General features: G+C 35.9%; 23 protein-coding genes, 1 tRNA gene and 5 pseudogenes. 22 read left to right on the top strand and 7 right to left on the bottom strand.

From position 1 onward, the window contains the following. Nucleotides 1–12: 12 nt before the first annotated feature. The 6 genes and pseudogenes from ACWM35_RS10320 to ACWM35_RS10295 all read left to right on the top strand — a co-directional run bounded on the left by ACWM35_RS10320 (nucleotide 13) and on the right by ACWM35_RS10295 (nucleotide 1,875). Entirely contained in the window at nucleotides 13–438 is a 426-nt protein-coding gene (locus ACWM35_RS10320; protein WP_454817967.1) for a hypothetical protein, read from the top strand. Nucleotides 439–440: 2 nt separating this feature from the next. Beyond that, nucleotides 441–581, top strand: a complete 141-nt coding sequence (locus tag ACWM35_RS10315) for a hypothetical protein (RefSeq protein WP_454817965.1) — start codon at nucleotides 441–443, stop codon at nucleotides 579–581. Then, on the top strand, nucleotides 582–707 hold the full coding sequence (locus tag ACWM35_RS10310) for a hypothetical protein (protein WP_454817963.1): 126 nt from the start codon (nucleotides 582–584) through the stop codon (nucleotides 705–707). It begins immediately after the preceding gene. A gap of 12 nt (nucleotides 708–719) precedes the next feature. Beyond that, nucleotides 720–947 (top strand): annotated as a pseudogene (locus ACWM35_RS10305) (thermonuclease family protein); the annotation flags it as partial. A gap of 297 nt (nucleotides 948–1,244) precedes the next feature. Beyond that, nucleotides 1,245–1,343: transfer RNA gene (locus ACWM35_RS10300), tRNA-Sec, on the top strand. 268 nt (nucleotides 1,344–1,611) lie between these two features. Beyond that, nucleotides 1,612–1,875, top strand: a complete 264-nt coding sequence (locus tag ACWM35_RS10295; protein WP_026566627.1) for a hypothetical protein — start codon at nucleotides 1,612–1,614, stop codon at nucleotides 1,873–1,875. A gap of 59 nt (nucleotides 1,876–1,934) precedes the next feature. Here the strand turns inward: ACWM35_RS10295 and ACWM35_RS10290 are convergent, their stop codons facing one another. From ACWM35_RS10290 to hxlA, 3 genes are all read right to left on the bottom strand, one after another. After that, a complete protein-coding gene (locus ACWM35_RS10290) occupies nucleotides 1,935–2,654 on the bottom strand; it encodes a 3-ketoacyl-ACP reductase (RefSeq protein ID WP_026566628.1) in 720 nt (239 codons plus the stop codon). Between the two features lie 115 nt (nucleotides 2,655–2,769). Beyond that, nucleotides 2,770–3,327, bottom strand: coding sequence for a 6-phospho-3-hexuloisomerase (gene hxlB / locus ACWM35_RS10285; protein WP_454817961.1), 558 nt, complete (start codon nucleotides 3,325–3,327; stop codon nucleotides 2,770–2,772). A gap of 8 nt (nucleotides 3,328–3,335) precedes the next feature. Further along, complete coding sequence (hxlA, locus tag ACWM35_RS10280; RefSeq protein ID WP_454817959.1) at nucleotides 3,336–3,968, bottom strand: 3-hexulose-6-phosphate synthase; 633 nt, start codon at nucleotides 3,966–3,968, stop codon at nucleotides 3,336–3,338. A 546-nt stretch (nucleotides 3,969–4,514) separates the two neighbouring features. Here hxlA and ACWM35_RS10275 point away from each other — a divergent pair. The 9 genes and pseudogenes from ACWM35_RS10275 to ACWM35_RS10235 all read left to right on the top strand — a co-directional run bounded on the left by ACWM35_RS10275 (nucleotide 4,515) and on the right by ACWM35_RS10235 (nucleotide 12,113). Further along, complete coding sequence (locus tag ACWM35_RS10275) at nucleotides 4,515–4,808, top strand: hypothetical protein (RefSeq protein WP_454817957.1); 294 nt, start codon at nucleotides 4,515–4,517, stop codon at nucleotides 4,806–4,808. A gap of 324 nt (nucleotides 4,809–5,132) precedes the next feature. Beyond that, nucleotides 5,133–5,414 (top strand): DUF3219 family protein, encoded by a 282-nt coding sequence (locus ACWM35_RS10270; RefSeq protein WP_454817955.1) that lies wholly within the window; start codon nucleotides 5,133–5,135, stop codon nucleotides 5,412–5,414. A 22-nt stretch (nucleotides 5,415–5,436) separates the two neighbouring features. Further along, on the top strand, nucleotides 5,437–6,417 hold the full coding sequence (locus ACWM35_RS10265; protein ID WP_454817953.1) for an LLM class flavin-dependent oxidoreductase: 981 nt from the start codon (nucleotides 5,437–5,439) through the stop codon (nucleotides 6,415–6,417). 823 nt (nucleotides 6,418–7,240) lie between these two features. Next, on the top strand, nucleotides 7,241–8,758 hold the full coding sequence (zwf, locus tag ACWM35_RS10260; protein ID WP_454817951.1) for a glucose-6-phosphate dehydrogenase: 1,518 nt from the start codon (nucleotides 7,241–7,243) through the stop codon (nucleotides 8,756–8,758). Between the two features lie 32 nt (nucleotides 8,759–8,790). Continuing rightward, nucleotides 8,791–8,916: pseudogene (locus ACWM35_RS10255) on the top strand (NAD(P)-binding domain-containing protein); the annotation flags it as partial. Between the two features lie 153 nt (nucleotides 8,917–9,069). Then, a complete protein-coding gene (locus ACWM35_RS10250) occupies nucleotides 9,070–9,573 on the top strand; it encodes a hypothetical protein (RefSeq protein WP_454817949.1) in 504 nt (167 codons plus the stop codon). A 66-nt stretch (nucleotides 9,574–9,639) separates the two neighbouring features. Next, nucleotides 9,640–10,152 carry a type 1 glutamine amidotransferase domain-containing protein gene (locus ACWM35_RS10245; protein WP_454817947.1) on the top strand — a complete coding sequence of 171 codons (513 nt, stop codon included), beginning with the start codon at nucleotides 9,640–9,642 and terminating at the stop codon, nucleotides 10,150–10,152. A 94-nt stretch (nucleotides 10,153–10,246) separates the two neighbouring features. After that, nucleotides 10,247–10,969, top strand: a complete 723-nt coding sequence (locus tag ACWM35_RS10240) for an SDR family oxidoreductase (protein ID WP_454817945.1) — start codon at nucleotides 10,247–10,249, stop codon at nucleotides 10,967–10,969. 253 nt (nucleotides 10,970–11,222) lie between these two features. Then, entirely contained in the window at nucleotides 11,223–12,113 is an 891-nt protein-coding gene (locus ACWM35_RS10235) for an aldo/keto reductase (RefSeq protein ID WP_454817943.1), read from the top strand. A 159-nt stretch (nucleotides 12,114–12,272) separates the two neighbouring features. Here the strand turns inward: ACWM35_RS10235 and ACWM35_RS10230 are convergent. Continuing rightward, nucleotides 12,273–12,418: pseudogene (locus ACWM35_RS10230) on the bottom strand (alcohol dehydrogenase catalytic domain-containing protein); the annotation flags it as partial. A 118-nt stretch (nucleotides 12,419–12,536) separates the two neighbouring features. On the opposite strand from ACWM35_RS10230, the gene ACWM35_RS10225 reads away from it, so the two are divergent. Continuing rightward, nucleotides 12,537–12,902 (top strand): winged helix-turn-helix transcriptional regulator, encoded by a 366-nt coding sequence (locus ACWM35_RS10225; RefSeq protein ID WP_108669074.1) that lies wholly within the window; start codon nucleotides 12,537–12,539, stop codon nucleotides 12,900–12,902. 62 nt (nucleotides 12,903–12,964) lie between these two features. Here ACWM35_RS10225 and ACWM35_RS10220 read toward each other — a convergent pair whose 3' ends face one another. Genes ACWM35_RS10220 through ACWM35_RS10210 form a run of 3 tightly spaced genes read right to left on the bottom strand, consistent with a single transcriptional unit; the run spans nucleotide 12,965 to nucleotide 16,663 of the window. Further along, entirely contained in the window at nucleotides 12,965–14,056 is a 1,092-nt protein-coding gene (locus ACWM35_RS10220) for a Ger(x)C family spore germination protein (RefSeq protein WP_454817941.1), read from the bottom strand. Further along, nucleotides 14,053–15,174: a GerAB/ArcD/ProY family transporter gene (locus ACWM35_RS10215; RefSeq protein WP_454817939.1), complete on the bottom strand. Its 1,122-nt coding sequence runs from the start codon at nucleotides 15,172–15,174 to the stop codon at nucleotides 14,053–14,055. The genes ACWM35_RS10220 and ACWM35_RS10215 overlap by 4 nt, the downstream gene beginning before the upstream one ends. Before the next feature lie 7 nt (nucleotides 15,175–15,181). Then, nucleotides 15,182–16,663, bottom strand: a complete 1,482-nt coding sequence (locus ACWM35_RS10210) for a spore germination protein (RefSeq protein WP_454817937.1) — start codon at nucleotides 16,661–16,663, stop codon at nucleotides 15,182–15,184. 244 nt (nucleotides 16,664–16,907) lie between these two features. Here ACWM35_RS10210 and ACWM35_RS10205 point away from each other — a divergent pair. From ACWM35_RS10205 to ACWM35_RS10180, 6 genes and pseudogenes are all read left to right on the top strand, one after another. Next, a pseudogene (locus ACWM35_RS10205) lies at nucleotides 16,908–17,051 on the top strand (carbon-nitrogen hydrolase family protein); the annotation flags it as partial. A 99-nt stretch (nucleotides 17,052–17,150) separates the two neighbouring features. Then, nucleotides 17,151–17,468, top strand: a pseudogene (locus ACWM35_RS10200) (DnaB-like helicase C-terminal domain-containing protein); the annotation flags it as partial. Between the two features lie 52 nt (nucleotides 17,469–17,520). Continuing rightward, nucleotides 17,521–17,946, top strand: a complete 426-nt coding sequence (locus ACWM35_RS10195; RefSeq protein WP_454817935.1) for a hypothetical protein — start codon at nucleotides 17,521–17,523, stop codon at nucleotides 17,944–17,946. A 2-nt stretch (nucleotides 17,947–17,948) separates the two neighbouring features. Continuing rightward, nucleotides 17,949–18,569 carry a thermonuclease family protein gene (locus ACWM35_RS10190; protein WP_454817933.1) on the top strand — a complete coding sequence of 207 codons (621 nt, stop codon included), beginning with the start codon at nucleotides 17,949–17,951 and terminating at the stop codon, nucleotides 18,567–18,569. A gap of 837 nt (nucleotides 18,570–19,406) precedes the next feature. Then, complete coding sequence (locus ACWM35_RS10185; protein WP_454817931.1) at nucleotides 19,407–19,724, top strand: hypothetical protein; 318 nt, start codon at nucleotides 19,407–19,409, stop codon at nucleotides 19,722–19,724. Nucleotides 19,725–20,134: 410 nt separating this feature from the next. Beyond that, entirely contained in the window at nucleotides 20,135–20,509 is a 375-nt protein-coding gene (locus ACWM35_RS10180) for a hypothetical protein (protein ID WP_454817929.1), read from the top strand. Nucleotides 20,510–21,003 lie beyond the last annotated feature (494 nt).

Below are 21,003 nucleotides of genomic sequence, written 5' to 3'. Positions count from 1 at the left end.
AGGTGTATTCACATGCTTGTCAAAGAAGTTTACCAGGATAGTCTCGTTTATGAAGAATCTGCATTGGCCCACTACCTCCACCATTTACTAACAGAGAAGAAAATTTCATTAGAGGATGACATAGACCATATTGACTTAGAACAAGCAGATCATCAAAAAGTAGCGCAAATGATCCATAACAATTTCCTAGGTTTTCATCGGATTAACATCTACTCATTGAAAATGAACGAGAAGGATTTTGTGTTTATTTTTGCTGGCAGTACGCATGAGGCGATTCATTACTTTGAAGAAACTTTACATCAAAGCCCATGGAACTGCCACGAATATCCACTCGATTTCCAGCTTGTTAGAGGCAAAGAAGTGTTTTCATTTCGTGACATGAAGAAGGGATTCGAAAGTTTTCCGGCGATAGCTGGATATTTTAAACGGGAGTGGTGAGGGTGAGAAGTGGATACGGTAAGGGTGGAATCGTGATGATCGCAGCAGCTGCCTGTCTAGCATTCTATTCACCACCATCACAGAAAGAAGTAACTTCACAGGGGACAAGCGATAAGGTTACGGAGAATCAAAGAAGTGAATAAATGAGAGGAGAAGGGCTTGTTCTATCAACGAACCAAGTACCGATTACTTTAATCGATATCATAGATGGTGATACGATAAAAATAAGAGTAAAAAGCAAGGTTGAAACAGTTCGGTATTTACTATGAGATACTCCGGAGTCTAAGAACCCAAATACATGTATCCAGCCCTATGCAAAGGAAGCTTTCTTTAGGAATAACGAGCTTGTGAAGCGTGGTATGTTAACAATGGAATTGGAACAGGGAAACACGAGGGATTCATTTGGACGGCTGTTAGCCTATGTTTATGTAGATGGAAAATTGATTCAAGAAACCCTTCTAAAAGAAGGATACGCTCGAGTAGGATATATTTTGGATCCCCCCTATTAATATCTAGATCAACTTAAGAAAGATGAGAACCTAGCAAAAAGGAATAAACGTAACATTTGGAGCGTGCCTAATTTTGTTACAAGATGGGGATTTAATGCGTGTTTACATAGATAAATAGTTAAATTGTTGTTTTTATTATGTTGAGAAAAGACTGAAAAAGGTATTATATGAATTTGTTCATATTGGTTCCAAAGTGATTCGACATATGTAGTAGATTTAACTACCTCTTCTTACCCTTCGGCATCCATAAGACTGTGCAAGTATATATTTGAAACGATGATATAAAGCCATTATGGTGGGAGCTGCAAATTGGTACTGGTGTTCTCAGCTGTCTTCAAAACCGCTTGTGACCTGCGTGCCAGGTCAGGTGGGTTCGATTCCCACGCAGTCCCGCCAACCTTGATATATAAGGGTCTTTGAGGGATTTCTATGAAGTTATAAGAGGGGTTTTAAGTTTAAAAAAAGTAAAAAATCCGCCTTTTGGTCACAACGTTATAATTAAAATAATCTCTATTTTATAAGTTGCAAGAAGCCTTTAATCTTTGATGTTAGGTATAAATCAAACATTTGAAAAGCCCTCATATTCTTTAAATTTGAGGAGTAAAGATTTATTTAACATATTATGTGGGAAAACTATCCTATACTGACTTTGAGGAGTGAGAGGATGTTCGTGAAAGGGAACATTATTGCAGGTGAATTTGATTCGACTATCAATGAATTTTCCTTACAGAAAGTTAAGAATTTCGAAACAGAGTCGGTCCTTAATGAAGACCAGTTAAATAATATTTATCATTATTTAAAAAAACATCAGCATGAAGAGGATGGACAAATTATTACTTTATACGATCAAATGCTTGTACGCTTAGCACAGAATGAAGTTAACCAGTTAATTGTTGATTTAGAGAAAGTAATGTCCTTGTATCACTGATACATATAAGAGTATTTTGTACGAATTAAAGAAGCAGACCCCACTGGATCTGCTTCGTTTTATGATGGATTTGTTGACCATAATCCAGCTGTTTTAACGAATACTCTTGGATTAAATTTTAAACTAGCCACGACTAATTCTGCAAGGTCTTCTGGGTGCATCACGTTTTCTTCATTGCCTTTAACAAGATTTGTATCAATGGCTAAATCTGTAACGACCGTACTTGGTGTTAAAGCAGTAACACGGACATTATGTTTTCTTACTTCTAGCATAAGTGATTCTGTTAGTCCTAAAACAGCGAATTTAGAAGCACTGTAAGCACTTGTAACAGGAGCACCTTTTTGGCCAGCAGATGAAGAGATATTGATGATATCTCCTGATTTTCTTTCGATCATTCCTGGTAAAACTGCTCTTGTTACATTATACACACCCATTAAATTGACTTGGATGATTTTTTCCCATTCTTCTGGTGTTAGATCAAGGAACCCGCCAAATTTAGCAACACCCGCATTGTTGATTAGGATATCAATGGGGCCTAAGTCTGATTTGATATGTTCAACAGCATGGGTAACGGATTCAAGATCGGTCACATCTGCTGTTGCTGCAGAAACCTTTACATCAAATTGTGCTAGTTCAGCAGCTACCTTTTCTAGATTAGACATATTTAAGCCGATTAGGCCTAAATGAACGCCTTCTTTTGCTAAGGCGATAGCAGTAGCACGTCCTATGCCTCTTCCTGCGCCAGTAACTATTGCAGTTTTTCCATTTAAAGAAATCATTTTATCACTCCTAAAATTATTACAAATTGAAGTAGTTCATTCTAACAGAAAGACCACAATCTTGCATGGAAACTGCTTGCGGTCTTTCCTATTTATAACTCGAGGAATAATATATTTATTCTAAGTTGGCGTGTCTACCGTACATTTTATTGGTATTCAAACCTTTTTTCTCCATGAACCGAAGAATCACAGCGTCGTAAAATAGTAAAAGTGTTTGCTCAAATAATGAGCCCATTGGTTGAATCGTCTTAAAATCACTCTCCGACTGATCTTTAGGTGAGCCAGGCAACTTAATTGTGATATCCGCCAATTGTCCAATAGTGGACTCAGGGAAAATGGTTACAGCTGCAATCGTCCCACCAATGCTTTTTGCTTTCTCAGCCATGGAAACTAAACCTTTCGTTTCTCCTGAACCTGATCCAATGATTAAGATGTCATCTTTTTCAAAGTTAGGGGTTACTGTTTCGCCAATCACATAGGCATTTATCCCCATGTGCATCATTCGCATGGCGAATGATTTGGCCATGAATCCAGATCTACCTGCGCCAGCAACAAAGATTTTTTTTAATTCAAGAATCCCATTAACTAATTTTTCAGCTTCATCATTCGAAATTAAATCTACGGAGCGATTTAACTCTTTTATGATTTCTGCTAGGTATTGAGTTGTATTCATGATCTGAATTACCGTTGATTAATCATTTGTTGCATTTTGGCAGCCGCAGCTTTTTTATCAGCTTGTCCAGTAATCCCGCCACCTACAATGACAAGGTCTGGTTGTACTTTGATGACTTCTGGAAGTGTGTCTAACTTAATACCACCTGCGATTGCAGTTTTAGCATTTTTTACAACACCTTTGATGGTTTGTAAATCTTCAAAAGAGTTCTTTCCAACTGCTTGAAGATCATAGCCAGTATGAACACAAATATAATCAACGCCCATAGCGTCCACTTCTTTTGCACGTCCAGCAAGGTCTTTTACAGCAATCATATCAACAAGGATTTTTTTACCTTGTTTTTTCGCTTCTTCAACAGCACCTTTGATTGACATATCTTCAGCCGTTCCAAGAATTGTGACGATATCGGCACCTGCTTCAGAAGCTTTCATTACTTCATAACCAGCTGCATCCATGATTTTTAAATCTGCTAATACCTTTAAGTTAGGGAATGCTTTTTTAACTTCTTTTACAGCATGAAGACCTTCATTGATTACAACCGGTGTACCGATTTCAACGATATCAATGTGCTCCTCCACTTCTTTAACTAACTCAATTGCTTCTGGGATATTGACTAAATCTAATGCTAATTGTAATTCCATCTATATTCACTCCTATAATTTTTTTTTGTAGTAAAGTGATAATATCTCCAAAGGGAAATAATACTTTTGCAGTAATATTATCCTTATAGTGCATTATCTGTACCTGCCAGCAATAAGGGATATCCTGTCCTCTCGCTGAACAATTGCAAGTATACAACGTATATAACAACAATAAAAGTACGCACTTTTATTTTACATAGTGTTAAAAAGTATACTATAAGACAAACCGCTTATATTGTCTTACTATTAACTTTAAAAGAAACAATGCACCATTCCGCATGGCCAATTTAGCGTGTTTCTATTGCTACTGGTGAGACGCTTAAACAAATTCAAAAAGCTCATTTGGCATATTCGCAGCAAGGAATTCGAGGGCAGATTTCTCAACGATGCATCGTGAGGATTGGGGTATAAAATCAAGACGCAATATGGCGCATTAGGGTGGAGAAATTCGATTCTGTTACTGAGGTCGTGGATAATTCAAATGTTCAAGATTTTATTGTGGGATATCGTTTTTCTCCAGAAGAATAGGAAGAACCTGGAATAAAAATGTCAGATACCCTTTATCTTGTTGATAAATTAGCTGATAAAAAGTTAGACTATTTGCATATATCATTGGGTGACTTTAAGCGAGTATCTGTATCTGAAGATTATAAAGAAAAATCTATTATGCAATATGTTCATGAGAAAATAAATGGACGTGTACCTTTAATTGGTGTTGGTGATATTCGTACTAAACAAGATGCAGAGGATACATTGACAAACGCTGAAATAGTGACAGTAGGGCGCTCATCATTGACCCTCATTGGACAAGTAAAGTGCTGGAGGGAAAAGAAGATATGATCAGAAGAGTACTAGTTGATCAAGATAGAGAAGAACTCATGATAGGGAATGGGATTGTAGATTTTCTGAGTATTATGATGCCTGATCGATTACGCTAAACCAAATTCAATAAAAGCGCGGGTTACAAGTAAGGGTTACATTTTTGAAATACAGCTAAAGGAAGTATTAACAGTTGATTAACTTTTTACATGGTTGTGACGAACGTAGAAAGTTTACATTCGTCACGATATTCTAGAAAAATCATATCATACGGCATCATTTATTAGTTAGAGTACGTCAATTGTATAAGGAATGTGTTATCTATTAGAAAGGGAAGATGATGAAATGGTTACAGAAATCCAACTAAATGATACTAAAATTAATATCACACAATATGATGAAAAAAAGATAGAAGGTAAAACTCAGATATCGTTAACTTTTTATGTTACAAGTGACAACTACCATGACATAGCAACATTATTATACAAAGGAACATTTGATGTAATCGTACCCGAGAGACATCTTGAGTTCCGCGGAACGATTCAAGAATATTCAACATCAATTACGAATCTATACGAAAAAGGGCAAATTGGTGAATATAAACTGACTTTGAAAGAAGTGGAATAATAGAAAAGGGGATTTTCATCTTATGAAATTAAGCATTTTAGATCAGTCTCCCATTTCAACTAATCAAACGGCAAATGAAGCATTACAGGAATCAATGAATCTCGCACGCATAGGGGAGACATTAGGATATTCACGTTATTGGATTGCTGAACATCATGCAATGCCAGGGCTTGCATGCTCCGCGCCCGAGGTAATGTTAGGGTATATTGGGGCAAATACAAAAAATATACGAATTGGCTCTGGAGCAGTTTTATTGCCATACTATAAGCCGTATAAAGTAGCAGAAACCTATCACATGTTATCCACTCTATTTCCTAATCGAATTGATATAGGGATTGGAAGGGCACCGGGTGGTCCTGCTGAAGCAACAAATGCATTATCGGATAACTATTTGCAACATGTCTATAAAATGCCTGATTTAGTAAATGAATTAATTAAGTACATAGATAATGAAGGGACCGTATTAGAGGCTTCTCCGATACCGCAAATTAGTCCTGATCTATGGATGTTAGGTACAAGTAGAAAAAGTGGAAATTTTGCTGCGGAAAACGGTTTAGCCTATAGTTTCGGACAATTTATGAGTGATGAAAACGGAGCAGAAATCGTCCAACAATATCGTCAGTCATTTCAACCAAGAAAAAAAGGCCAAAAACCATACGTCATTATGGCTTTATCAGTAATATGTGCAGAAACTACTCAAAAAGCAGAAGAAATTGCTTTAAGTTCAATTGTTTGGGAACTACAAAATGAGAGTATGGAAGGAAACAAAGGAGTTCCTTCTGTTGATGAGGCAAAAAAAATTCTATTAAATCTACGTAATCAAAAGTCTATTGAAAGAATAAAAAAGAAAATGATTATAGGCACTCCTGATGAGGTGAAAAGTAAAATATTAGAAATTCAATCTCATGTATTAGCAGATGAAATCATGATTGTAACTATCACTTATTCATCAAAGGATAAGCATCAATCATATCGATTAATCGCAGAACAATTTATTAAATGAAAAAGTTAAGATTAAAAGGAGGAAATTGTCATTAAGAAAAAATATCACAACAAGTCTTGAATCCAGGGATACTCCCTTATTTATCATGAGTTGATCAAACTATTATTTAAATCATGACTCCAAGGCAATTTTGAAAGATCCTCGTACATTAACGGGGATTTTTCTGTTTTAAATCCCCTAATGAAAAATCGCATCACTCTCAATAGTGTATAAAAGTATACTAAGTACTTTTTTGTTTACTATATAACATAAAAGTGCGTACTTTTAATTATCTGTTGTAGATATTATACTAACATCAATACTGCAACCAATTCTTCTTAAGCGGCGATTGTTAAGATGAAAAGACACATATACCATTAGACATTTTAAGAGAGAATGAAGAATTCTCCTTTGTATTTTGTAAATAAGATCGAATTTATGATAAATCTAATTTTTTATTTTAACTGTAATAATATATAATACAGTTTTTAGGTGGAAGTTATAGATCCTTATTCAATATAGATCGTCAATTAATGAACACAGAGAGAATGAAACGATTATGTTAAGGCCAAAAGCAAAGCATCGAAAAGTTTGCGAAAGATGTTTAACGATTCTTACAAATATCAATGTCCTCAATGTGGTCATGACCAATTCAGGAAGTTCATTTTCATGGTGCAAGCTGGGAGAAAAAAATCAGGTGAATAGAGCAGATGTAGGGTAGCGAAAGTCTACAATCATTTAGATCGTAAAAAATTTGAAATAACCAACAATTATCAAGCATTAGAGTAGGTACCTATATTTTTCTATCTATTGGAAAATGTTTTGAGGAATGGAGGAATGAAAAATGGATTCTATGACCTTTGTTTTGTTTGGAGCAACGGGCGATTTAGCCAAAAGAAAAATTTATCCCGCCCTTTTTAATTTGTTTTTAGATCAAAAGATGCCCCAGTCATTTTCGATTATTGGTTTAGGCAGGAGAGAACTATCGGATGGTACATTTCAAACAAATGTAGAACATTCATTAAGAACATTTTCTAGACGTTTTATCGAAGATAAAGCTAAATTAAAAGAATTTATCGAAGCGTTTCGTTACAGCCAATTAGATGTAACGAATGTGGAGGGATATCAAGAACTGCTTACTTTGGTTCAGAGGCGTGAACGGGAGTTAAACATTCATGAAAATCGATTATTCTATCTATCTGTTGCACCCGAGTTTTTCGATGTAATTGCCTCCAATATTAAAGAAAGCGGATTGGGAACGACCAAGGGATGGAAACGCCTGATTATTGAAAAGCCGTTTGGGCATGATTTGGCTTCCGCACAAGAATTAAATCAAAGGCTAAGTAAATCTTTTAGCGAAGAGGAAATTTACCGGATAGACCATTATCTTGGCAAACTAATGGTTCAAAACCTCGAAGCATTGACATTTGCCAATCCTGTGCTTCAATCCTTATGGAATAAACAGCACATAGCCAATGTACAAATAACGGCGAGTGAAACGGTTGGAGTAGAAGACAGAGCGGGCTATTATGAGCAAGCCGGAGCCATCCGGGATATGTTCCAGAATCATTTGCTGCAAGTGTTGATGATGACGGCCATGCATCTACCAAAAACGATAAGTGCAGCAGATATCCGGAATGAAAAGAGAAAGGTGATGGAATCATTGCGGCCTTTGCAGAAAGAGGATGTCGGTTCTCAAGTGGTACGTGGCCAATATGGTGCCGGAGAAACGAATCATGAGCCAGTGGTTGAATACAGGGAGGAACCTGGGGTTGATTCTTCCTCTGTTAACGATACATTTGTTGCCGCCCGTTTATGGATCGATAATGATTTTTGGCGAGGAGTTCCTTTCTATATCCGTACAGGAAAGAGAATGAAGGAAAAGTCAACGCGAATCATCATTGAGTTTAAAAATCCAGTTAAAGAATTGTATGGATCCGATCTACAAACGGAACCAAATCTATTAATTGTCAATATCAATCCCAATGAAGGGATATCGTTGCAATTGAATAGTAAGAATCCGCTAAAAAACGGAGAAATTGAGCCTATTTTAATTGATTTCTCAACAGGAGCAAAAGACATACCCGAAGCTTATGAACTCTTAATCTTTGATGCATTACGCGGTGACTCGACATTCTTTGTTCACTGGAATGAAGTAGAATTATCGTGGAAATGGGTGCAGCCAGTTCTAGAAGCGTTTGAGGAAAACACAGTCCCCTTACATTTCTATCGTTCAGGTTCGATGGGTCCGGATGCTTCGGATGAACTTTTAAAAGAGGACGGGTTTTATTGGTGGGAATACCAAGGGTCTAAGTATGAGATGATTTCAAAAGATCAATCAGTAAACGCATTAATAATTTGATAACAACACGAATCGTTCAGGAGGACAAGAGGCTGCAAGTTGGATTAATCGGGTTAGGGAAAATGGGGTTAAACTTAGGAAAAAATCTAATTGATCACAACTACAAAGTAGCCGCCTTTGATTTAAATGTCAATGCTGTAGAAGAATCAGCAGATCATGAAACTTTACCTGGAAAGTGGTCGCTGCTCTTCGGAACGAGTTTGGTGGACATGCAGTCCAAAAAAGCAATTAGCCTAATATTGAGTGGATTTTAGTAAACAAGCTACTAAAAATATTTAAACAATCCGCAAAGTGAAAAAGGGAGTGAAATCATGAATGTAATGGATGCAAAAATCATTAGTACCCAATATGGTTTGGAGACCTATTTAGACGTTGTAAAAAGTGTTGATGTAAGAGATCTTCATTATCCTACAGAGACACGACTCTTTTATGAAATCACAGTAGGGATAGAGTATTTTATATTAAAGGAAGAAAGATATTATGACAGTAGAAAGAATTATTTTCGTATCCGTATGGATTCCGATTTCGGTTCCGTAACGCTCGTAGAAACAAAAACGGAAAGTTTATTTGCTGTCAAAAATGAAGGCGAGAGAGACACAACAAAGGAACTGGTTGGAAAATGGTTTATAAAGACCGATGCTTTCAAACAAGTTATCAATGAACTGATTGTTCAAAAGAAAATGGAAAACGTTAAAACAGAGGGAGATATTCAAGTAGTACTAGGAACTATAAGATTCCTAGAGAAATTACTCGAGATCAAAACAGAAGACATTTTAAGTACCAATGTTGAGAGAGACCTTGAGTATGTTCATTAGTAACTTTTAAGGTGATGGGAAACATTTATGTACTTCTGTTTTGTCATTGAAAGGAGGTGAATGAGCATGAGTAAAAAAATCGCTACACTTATAACAAACCTATTTGAAGATGTCGAGTACACTGAACCGGCACAAGCCTTTAAAGAAGCTGGTCATGAAGTTATCACGATTGACAAACAATCAGGTAACCAAGTAACTGGTAAAAAAGGCACAACCGTAAAAATTGATAAATCCATTGATGAAGTTCGTCCTGCAGACTTTGATGCGTTGCTTATCCCTGGTGGATTCTCTCCCGATTTATTGCGTGAAGACGATCGTTTTGGTGAATTTGCAAAAGCATTTATCCAAGATGGAAAACCTGTTTTTGCCATTTGTCATGGACCACAAGTGTTAATTGATACAGACCTTTTAAAAGGTGTCGACATCACTGGCTATAAATCCATTCGTAACGATTTGAAAAATGCTGGTGCAAATTATAAAGACGAAGAAGTTGTCATCAGCAAAAATATTGTAACAAGTCGAGAACCAAAAGATATTCCAGCATTTAATCGTGAATCACTAAAACTTTTAGCTAAATAATAATGCTGAGGTAAAAACGTAAATATTTCTAACTTGCGGATTCTTTAATCAGAATCCGCAAGTTGGTTAAACAAATATATGAATAAAGGAGGTTATGACGTTGTCATTAAAAGGAAAAAGAGTGGTTGTTTTAGGAGGTACATCTGGTATTGGTTTAGCCGCTGCTAAGGCGTTTCTCGATGAATCCGCTCAAGTCATTATTGCTAGCCGTTCTGCTTCAAAATTATCTGACGCAAAAGTGAATCTTGGTGGTAACGTAGAGGGCTATGAAATCGACTTTCGCAGCGAGGAAAAGGTTGCAGACTTTTTCAAGAAGGTTGGGAAATTTGATCACCTGGTGGTTACTGCAGGTGAAGGCACTATGGGTCACTTTAGCGAACTGCCTGTTGCAACCGTAAGAGAGGCTTTTGATAGTAAGTTCTGGGGGCAGTATATTTCGGTTCTTGCTGCTCTTCCATACTTGAATAATGAAAGTTCTATTACATTAACTTCTGGTGTATATGGTTTGCGTCCTCCTCAAGGTGCAACGACTCTAGCTTCCATTAATTCAGCAATCGATGGATTAGTACGAGGACTTTCAATAGACCTGGCACCTATCAGAGTAAACGTGGTATCACCTGGTATCGTTGACACTCCTCTTTACGGCGGAATGCCAGAAGATCAAAGACAAGATATGTACCATGGGATTGCTAAGCAATTACCTGTCGGACGTGTTGCTCAACCTAAAGATATTGCAGAAACCTATGTTTACCTAGTGAAAAATGGGTTTACAACTGGCACATCGGTTCTGATCGATGGAGGAGCTCATCTGATCTAATCCATTTGATATCAAAGTCGATTGATAAATTGATTTAGAATAGAAGTGGTGAGGATGACTCAAAGTGTAACACTTATAGGCCATCCTCACTTCTTTGTTTTTTTGCACAGACGGAAGCAGAAATGGTCATATAATGCAACTAAGAAGGAATTTGTTGGTTGCGGAAATTCTAAATAAATGCGACTTTATACGAAGACACGTTAACATTCTACATCTATGATACCCAAATACATAAAAGAAAGGGTCGAGCCTAATGGATGAAAAGAAAAGAGCGGAAATTAAAAATGCATTAGCCAAACACGTTGTAACCCTGCCTGATGGCACTTCTTTACCTAGTTTAGGACAAGGAACATGGTACATGGGGGAAAATCCCCAAGTGAGAGACAAAGAAATAAAAGCCTTGCAGCTCGGCTTAGAATTGGGTATGAAACTTATTGACACTGCTGAAATGTACGGAAATGGCGACTCTGAACGCTTAGTTGGCGAAGCCATTAAAGGACTCAGAAATGAAGTCTTTTTAGTCTCAAAAGTGTATCCCCATCATGCAGGTTTAGATAAGATTTCAAAAGCATGTGAAAACAGCTTAAAACGACTCGGAACAGACCACTTGGACTTATATCTTCTCCACTGGAGAGGACGTGTTCCTTTAGAGGAAACAATTGAAGGAATGGAAAAACTACGTGAAGAAGGGAAAATTTTAAGATGGGGCGTCTCTAATTTTGACACGGTTGATATGGAAGAGCTATGGAACACAAGGAATGGAAAAAATTGTGTGACGAACCAAGTGCTATACCATTTAGGTTCAAGAGGAATCGACTTCGATCTCTTACCATGGCAGCGTGAACTTAACATGCCAATCATGGCCTACAGTCCCCTTGCTCAAGGAGGATCTTTAAGAGGACAGCTTTTAAACGATCCAGTTATTCGTGATATTGCTGACAAATACAATGTCCAACCATTACAAATCGCTCTTGCTTGGACCATCCGTTCGAATAACGTCATCGCTATTCCAAAAGCGGTTCAAGATGAACATGTTATTGCAAATGCTGAAGCAGCAACAATTGAGTTTACTGAAGAAGATCTCAGTAGAATTGATCAAGTATTTCCTAAACCTACTAGGAAAATGCCATTGGATATTATTTGAAAATTCACTTTAAAAAAGGACTCTTGTTGGAGTTGCTGACAATCTAATAGGAATTTCAAAAAAACTGTGTAGAATTTATTCCATACAGTTTTTTTATCGGGGAAATTTAATATCCATCTGTCACATTTAATAGAAAAAGTGAAGAAAAATAGCTTATTATATGATCTCATCTCCTTCGCGGAAGCGTGAATCTTGAGACGATACGACTATACCTGCTAAATCAATACCTGGAATAAATGTAAGGTTGTGACGATTTTTCCATTTGGAATACTAGCTAAACCGTCTTTATAGTTAATCGCAGAATAGAATTATATATTCACTGCAAATATATAATGTATGGAATGATATTACAATTACAGGCTTTTATTTCATATAGTGAAAAAAGTATACTATGGGTTATAATAAATATGGAGGTGATGTGAAATGTCGCGAATGCAGGATAAGATGTTTAATTGTGAAAAAGAATTAACTCTTTCCGTTATCGGTGGTAAATGGAAGATGCTTATACTATGGCATCTAGGAAAAGAGGGAACGAAGCGATTTGGTGAACTGAAAGCTCTTATGCCAGGGATCACGCAGAGAATGCTAGTTAATCAATTGCGAGAACTGGAAGAAGACTTGATTGTAAAACGCGAAGTCTATCCCGTTGTTCCTCCAAAAGTAGAATACTCCCTTACTGAACAAGGAAGAAGCTTGATGCCGATTCTCGATGCTATGTATAACTGGGGAAAAGATTATATGGAGACTGCTGGGTTGAATCCTTTAGTAAGACAAGAGTCGATTAGGTAAATTTTAACTGGTAATCTAAGGTTGACTCCGGCCAAGGGGGGTCAACCTCTTTTCATGAAAATTTAATAATTATTTTTAGTATTTTGTAATGTCTCAAAATAAAGCTGATAATTAACTTTTATTTTCATTTTTCCCCAAGCGGCCGACCATACCTTTTCGTTGATGGGTTTGGAAAAGGGGCTAAGGGTGTGTGTCCCGATTTGAAGAGGATCCACCTTAAGCTCTTGCATTTTTTTTATGAGGTCCGTAGTTTTCATTTCTAATTCAGTTTCAATTTCCTTCTGAAGCTGCATCAGTTCATTTCCGTTGAGGATATTTTTATTACCTTGATATTCCTCAATTCTTCCATTTAGTTTCACGTTTATTGTAACTAGGGAAAGATTTTTATCTAAATCCACATTTACTCTTGAGCGTGTACGTCCAATAACCACATCTAATTTGGGTATTGGAAAAAACTTCAAATAGTGATCATTGTCAAGAAGTTGAAATATTTGATCTTCGATACTTGTGACCGTTTCTATTAATTTATCATTGCTAAAAAAAGCAGTCCCCTCATAAGTAAAGTTATCTTTCGCTACTTTGAAAACAGGAAGAACGGGATCTGAAAATGGTGAAAACAACATATTTTTATATTCATGCAAATTGACAATGGTCATTTCACCTTGTTTTTTCCTCTCATAGTGTCTTAGCATCCGATACAGGTAATAATCAAGGTTTTCTTGCTTCTTTGCTTGTCTGTTAATATATTCGTCAAAATTACCTTTAACGATTACTAAATACATTCTTTGCGAAATATCATAGTCTGTCAATAGTGTGTTAATCAACTGAATAATCCCTTGTTTCGCTAATTCCTCATGAATTAAAAAATACCGGAGTTGTCCAACCTTCAATTCACGATAATATCTTAAATTAAAATCTTTTCCTCCCTGTTTAAGGAGATCAACTTCTAGTGTTAATAAGCTTTTTGGCTCATTTACTAATGGAGGGACTAATGTACTCATTTTTGTTTTTCCTTTTTCGCCTTTACTAATTGACCAAAAAGTGACAGGGGCAATATCTTCAATTGTGTTGTTCTCAACAAATGGTGCACATCCTGGAATCATGACTAATGAAACAAAGATTCCCCAAACAAAAAGCATTTTCTTTCGTCTCATGCTTTTACACGCCCTTTTAGCTTTGTCAATAGGAGCAAGAATGTTGGGACGATTAAGTAAGTTATTCCACTTAACCAAATTTGAATATTCAGGAGAATATTCTGTTCCGTTTCAATGGACCAAATCCAATTATTCACAATTACAAAGCAGAGAAATAACATAATACAAGTGACAGCAAAACCCATACGTGAAGGTTGGGTACTTGTTTTTTTTAGGATGATTCTTGTAGCCCCATATATACATAACAAGAAAATTGATATAGCAAACACCAATACAAACATATGTAGTGAAATCAGGATAATATCCAGTCGTTCAAACATGGGAGATTGTAAGTATCGAATCATATGAATAATAGGGTATTTACTTTTACTTAAATAATTTGAACCGAAAAAGAATAAACTCGCAATAAACAATAGCAAATACTCTGAAGCAGAAAGAGCATTCGCATAGGTTAAATATTTACTCATTTTTTGTTGTGGTTTGATCCAAGGAATTAAACAGATTAAATACTCTGGTCCTGAAAATGAAGCCCAAATGAGTAACAGTCCTTTCCATGAATCAGTTGTCCAATTTGTTGGTATCAAGGGATACAAATCATGTAATGCAGCGATTGGTGGAATAAAAAAGGAATAATATAAAAAAATCATCCAAAAAACACATAAAAAAACAATTACCACTAACCGTATGGTATTTTTCATTCCTAGTGAAGCAACATAGGAGCTCGTAAGAAGAATCAAAAAAATAATCCAATTTGAATTCATTGATGGGAAAATAAAATCATGAATAACTTCTAAGTATCCGAGTGTAATCACCGTTATTTTGATTAGCATCAATATTAGGCCTATAAAAGTCAAAAGCCTTACCATTTGAACACCAAAAAGCTCTACAAAACCTTGATATCCCTTTTTAGCATAATTTGATTCTAGCCATTTGCATAACAGCATTATATTGAGTTGGGAAAAGATTGCCATTGCAACAATGCCCCAAATCATATACGGGTGTAATAAGTAGTTAGGCATTAAAAAAAATAGGTAAAGCATTTGGAAACGGTTGACGATGAAAAAGGCATAGATTCCGTCAAATTTAGATGATTTATCAAATAAGGAAAATGTGGTCAACTTTGAATCACAACCTTCGTTTGTATCTCCATTTCTGTAAAGGGTGTAAATGATCCGGACGGGATTTCATCTTTATTAAAGGCCCTCTAATAAAGAGATCGATCCAGTCCTTCCAGTAAAATGGAGCGACTGGTGAAAAATAGGGTTGTTTTAAGGAAGTAAGACCATTTAGATGTGCCAAAATGGCAACAGCTCCCATGGCAATGCCAAAAACACCAAAAATGGATGAAAGGAGAAGAAAACCAAATTGAATGAGTGTATTTGCCTTCGTCATCAAATAGTTTGGTACTAAAAATGAGGCGATGGTTGAAATACAAACTAATACAATTAATACTTTGCTGGCAAAACCTGCTTGAACCGCTGCTTGACCGATAACTATACCACCAATCACCCCTAAGGTTTGACTTGATTTGGTCGGCATCCGTAAACTCGCTTCTTTTATGATTTCAAGAATAGTTAACATCAGTATTGCTTCCCAAAATGGTGTAAAAGGTAGTTTACTTCTAGATTCCACTAAAACAAATAGTATTTGTAAGGGAATCATTTGATATTGGTGAGTTGTTAGTGCAACATATAATGGTACCAGTGCGACGGACAGAAAAAAGCTTAAATATCGAATAACTCTTAAAAAACTTGCAACCGGCCAACGATTAATATAATCCTCAGGTGATTGGAAAAGGTGAAAAAAGGTGATTGGTGCAATTAATACAAACGGTGTGTTCTCTACCAATATAGTTAATTTACCGAGCCCTAAGGAATAAGCACAAACATCTGGGCGGTCAGTTTGTTGGAATTGTGGAAAAATACTGTGATTATGTTCCTCCATAAATGCCGCTACCTGGGATGAATCAAAAAATAAATCAAAGTTAATTTCAGAGATTTTCTTTCTTGCTATTGATATATATTCAGGATTGGTTAACCCGTCTATGTACATTAGGATTACCGTTGTTTCACTTAACGAACCTACTTTATATTTCTCTGTTTTTAATTCAGTAATAGGAAGTCTTCTGCGTATGAGGGTGATATTTGGTTCTAATTGTTCAGTGAAACTATCTTTTGCACCGTATAAAATTGTTTCTGTTTCAGAGGTTTCAATCCCCCTACTTAATTCGTTAGGAAGAGGAATGGCCAACCATTGTTCTTGGATACAATCATTCAGAAGTACAGCACCGGTGAGGAGTAATTTCTGTGCCTCTTCAAGTAATTGGATCTTCATTACTTTTGGTGTGGCTATGCTTTCGTAAATCATGGCATGTGTACATTGGATAACAGGTTCTATTATTGATTCATTCAAACGATCCTGGTCAATTAAGGTTCTTAAATAGATTAAGACAACTTTTTGATCGTTAAGTGTAGTGCGTTCGATTATCTCTACATCGTCCATATTGTCTAAAACCTGTTTTAGAGAGTCTAGTGATATCTTCCTTGGCACAGGTTGTTGTGTGTCACTACTATCATTAGCAATGCTTTTACCCTTTTTCCAAAACATAAACATCCCTCACTGATATAAGCTGCCATTTGTTCACTTTAGAAAAAGTGTAATGGTAATTCTTCCTTTTAGTATGAAAAAGAAAAGATTATTTTATACTAATAAAATAAGGTAGGGGGAAACTATATAAATTTTACAGTATAGTTTTGTTCAATATGTAATGAAAAAGTGCGTACTTGTTCAAAATATCATTTCGCTAATAATAGGATTAAATAATTATTACAAATAGAAAGAAGGGGATTGTATGCAAATGAGAGTATCAGCCGTTCAGTATTATCTTCATACCATTAGCTCTTTTAAAGAGTTTGCAGACCAGGTGGAGCATTATATTAAAACAGCAGAAGAATTCGGATCCAATTTTATCATCTTCCCTGAATTTTTCACTACTTAACCTATGTCCCCCTAATGGGAATACCTTATACGTTGTCGATAAAGGTGTCCCTCCAGCTTTTCGAAAGTTAGGTTTAGGCAAGTAGTATCGAAATCTCTCAAAACGATGGCGAAGGAGTTTCATTGTCCCGTTATTTGTTTGGCACAGTTAAATCGATCGGTGGAATCAAGAGAGAATAAACGACCGATCATGTCGGATATTCGGGAATCCGGCAGCGTGGAACAGGATGCCGATGTCATCATGTTCTTATATCGTGAGGCGTACTATAACAAGGAAACGGACAACCATTCACTTGAAATCATCGTCTCGAAAAACCGTAATGGTCCAGTTGGAATCGTCACAGTCAATTACTACGAGAAATTAGGAAGGATTAAAGACAAAATCGAATCGAGTCTTACCCAGGAAGAAATTTGAATGAGCCAGTAAGCCTAGCAAGATAAAAAATGCGAGATCGAGGTGTATTCACATGCTTGTCAAAGAAGTTTACCAGGATAGTCTTGTTCATGAAGAATCTGCATTGGCCCATTACCTCCACCATTTACTAACAGAGAAGAAAATTTCATTAGAGGATGACATAGACCATATTGATTTAGAACAAGCAGATCATCAAAAAGTAGCGCAAATGATTCATACCAATTTACTTGGTTTTCATCGGATTAACATCTACTCATTGAAAATGAACGAAAAGGATTTTGTGTTTATTTTTGCTGGCAGTAAGCATCAGGCGATTCAATACTATGAAGAAACTTTACATCAAGGCCCATTGAACTGCCACGAATATCCACTCGATTTCCAGCTTGTTAGAGCCAAAGAAGTGATTTCATTTCGGGACATGAAGAAGGAATTCAAGATTTTTCCGGCTGTAGCGGGATATTTTAAGCGGGAGTGGTGAGGGTGAGAAGTGGATACGGTAAGGGTGGAATCGTGATTATCGCAGCAGCTACCTGTCAAGCATTCTATTCAAAACCATCACAGAAAGAAGTAATTTCACAGGGGACAAGCAATAAGGTTACGGAAAATCAAAGAAGTGAATTAATGGAAGGCGAAGCGCTTGTTCTATCAACGAATCAGGTACCGATTACTTTAGTCGATATCATAGATGGTGATACGATAAAAATAAGAGTAAACGGCAAGGTTGAAACCGTTCGTTATTTACTTGTCGATACTCCTGAGTCAAAGAACCCAAAAACATGTATCCAGCACTTTGCAATGGAAGCTTTCTTTAGAAATAACGAGCTGGTGAAGAGTGGTGTGTTAACAATGGAATTGGAACAGGGAAGCACGAGGGATTCATTTGGACGGCTGTTAGCCTATGTTTATGTAGATGGAAAATTGATTCAAGAAACGCTTCTAAAAGAAGGATATGCTCGATTAGGATATATTTTGGATCCTCCCTATAAATATCTAGATCCATTTAAGAAAGATGAGAACCTAGCAAAAAGGAATAAACGTAACATTTGGAGCGTCCCTAATTTTGTTACCAAATGGGGATTTAATGGGTGTTTACATAGATAATTAGTTAAATTAGTGTTTTTATTGTGTTGAGAAAAGACTGAAAAAGGCATTATATGAATTTGCTCGTATTGGTTCCAAAGTGATTCGGCTTATGTAAAGATTTAACTACCTCTTCTTGCCCTTCGGTATCCATTTGTATTTCGTTTTTCAAAACTGGAGTAGATACATTACTTCTTCTAGTTGTTCTACTTCCTTTTGAATTTTAACTACTTGACCTTTTTTGTTCTTCTTTGTCGTGGTTGAATTCATGCTAGTAAATTTCCTTTAAAAAAGCACAAAAGGATTAATTAATTCCAATAGATAATAAAACTCCACTTAAAAATATCATACATGATTCGCTGATCTACTTCCCAAGATGAATTTCTTTCATTAGTTTTTTTACGAATGGTTTGTAAAGTAACGATTTGGAGGAATTTGATAAGTGTAAGTAATGCAAATGCTTCAGACATTCAAGTGAAAGCAATTGAGGATTCAAGAGAATTGAACATTTGGTTAAAAGAGAATAAGGATGTAGAGATTCTAAACATCCTATATAAATCCATTATTATAATTTATGAGATTGTTTATTTGGACTGTTATTTAGTTAATTATAAATAATTGCATTAGTTTAATTAAATTGAGGAGAGGGTGTCCCCAAAGTATAACTTTTTAGGGGGCATCCTTTTTTGGGTTTCTCCAATAGCATAGTCTATGAAATTCTGGTTGAAGTACTTCGCTTTTTATTAGTCGACATCTTATATGAGTTTTCGCTATTAAAAAAAACGAAGGAGTTTGACAGAAAATGTCGAATAAATAGGTGTTTGGTGATATAAACAAATTATCAATAGGTGATTGAAAATGAAAATAGAAATATGCGAATCAATGATTCTATCCTGGTTGAGACATATCCAGCATTGCCAAGCTGTTCCAGTTAAACTGGAAACCGGATGTCAATGCTTGGGAAATGCACAACGAAGACTTGATAATAAAAATAATGAAAATTACAAGTCATTACAAGAAGGAGAGTATTTATTAAATATCTTTAATAATAATCAATCACATTCACAATTTTTCAAACAAGGTGAGATTGATGTCCTCGGTCTTATAATACGGAATGGCAGTGTGGTTGATATTTATGGGAGTGATACTGCCTTTCATGAGAATGGATTAAATTAGGCTGTACGGATCAGACTCTAGAAAGAGTAATGTAATGATGGAAGGTTAGATCTTCAGTGTAAATCCAAAAAATTTAAATTAAAAAGAATTGAAAATGGAAAAGAGTCACTGGCTAATGCTTCTTGGTGTTAGCTTAGAAGTGGGTACGAATGCTTCACACAAAACTTTTCAGCATATATTGGTTGATCATGGTGTAGCTCGTTGGCCATATGGAAGTGAAAAGTTATACATTTTATAAAATGCATTTCCGTTTTCGTTACGGGGTGGTTCTCTATTGTTAAAAAATGAATATGACTAATAAAAATAACAATTATTATATTATTTCACTAAAATGTAATTATTGAACATAATTTTTGAACATTAACAATGTTATACTTTCCTTGACTTTCGATATTGTTAGGAGGAAATGTATGTTTCAAACTATTAATGGTGTACAAATAAGGGAATACGATGAAACAAAGGAACTACCTAACATCATAGACAAATGCTTCGAGATCGAATATTTAGATAATTTATATTTGAACAAACTTGTTTGCTTAGACTTAATTAACATTAATGTTAAAGGATATGATAGAAGATATGGATTTAAGCAACTCAAGGCATACGGACGTAAATGGATGTTCGTAGTGAAACATAAAGATTATGCTGAGAATAGAAGAAAATATGGTGAAGTGGGTTGTATCGTTCATGATAAGATAGCGGAATATCTTAGGGGGGAATATGGATATAATCCTGTTGGTGGAAGATTGATGGATTGTGAGGAAAATGTATATACTACTTCTTAAAAAAGTAAACAATAAAGCTGATTAGGCTGTTCCATTTTATGGGACGGATTATTTGTTTTAAGTTAGTAGATTAAATTTTCGTCCTCGATAACTTCATTACTATCATCCTCTGTAGTTTCTAATGGAGAGGTGTTATCATAGCCGATCCAAAATTCTTGAACTTTTCACCGATGGCTGAACGAGCCAATCAAGAAGCAGAAATTAGAACCTCTTCGTTAGAATTCTATAAAAAAGAAGGATCAGAGTTGCCCTATTAAAGTACGACTATATGAGTGAAATTAAGTGTATTATTAAAAATCTTCATACTCGCTTCCTTGTTGAATTGACAGTGGCTATAATTAAATATTGATAAATGAACTTGGACCAAGTTTGGTCCTTTTATTTTGGGTTAAATGCAGAACGATGATCATTTTGGCGATAGGTTGCAGAGGCAGAAAGAAGTGGCAAGAGTCGTTTTGTATTGTAGGATCAGTTACAGACTCAGGGTGAATTAG

This window comes from Neobacillus sp. K501 (assembly GCF_053749995.1).
Note: the sequence above shows the minus strand (reverse complement) of the source record. Positions and strands in the feature narration are given on the sequence as shown.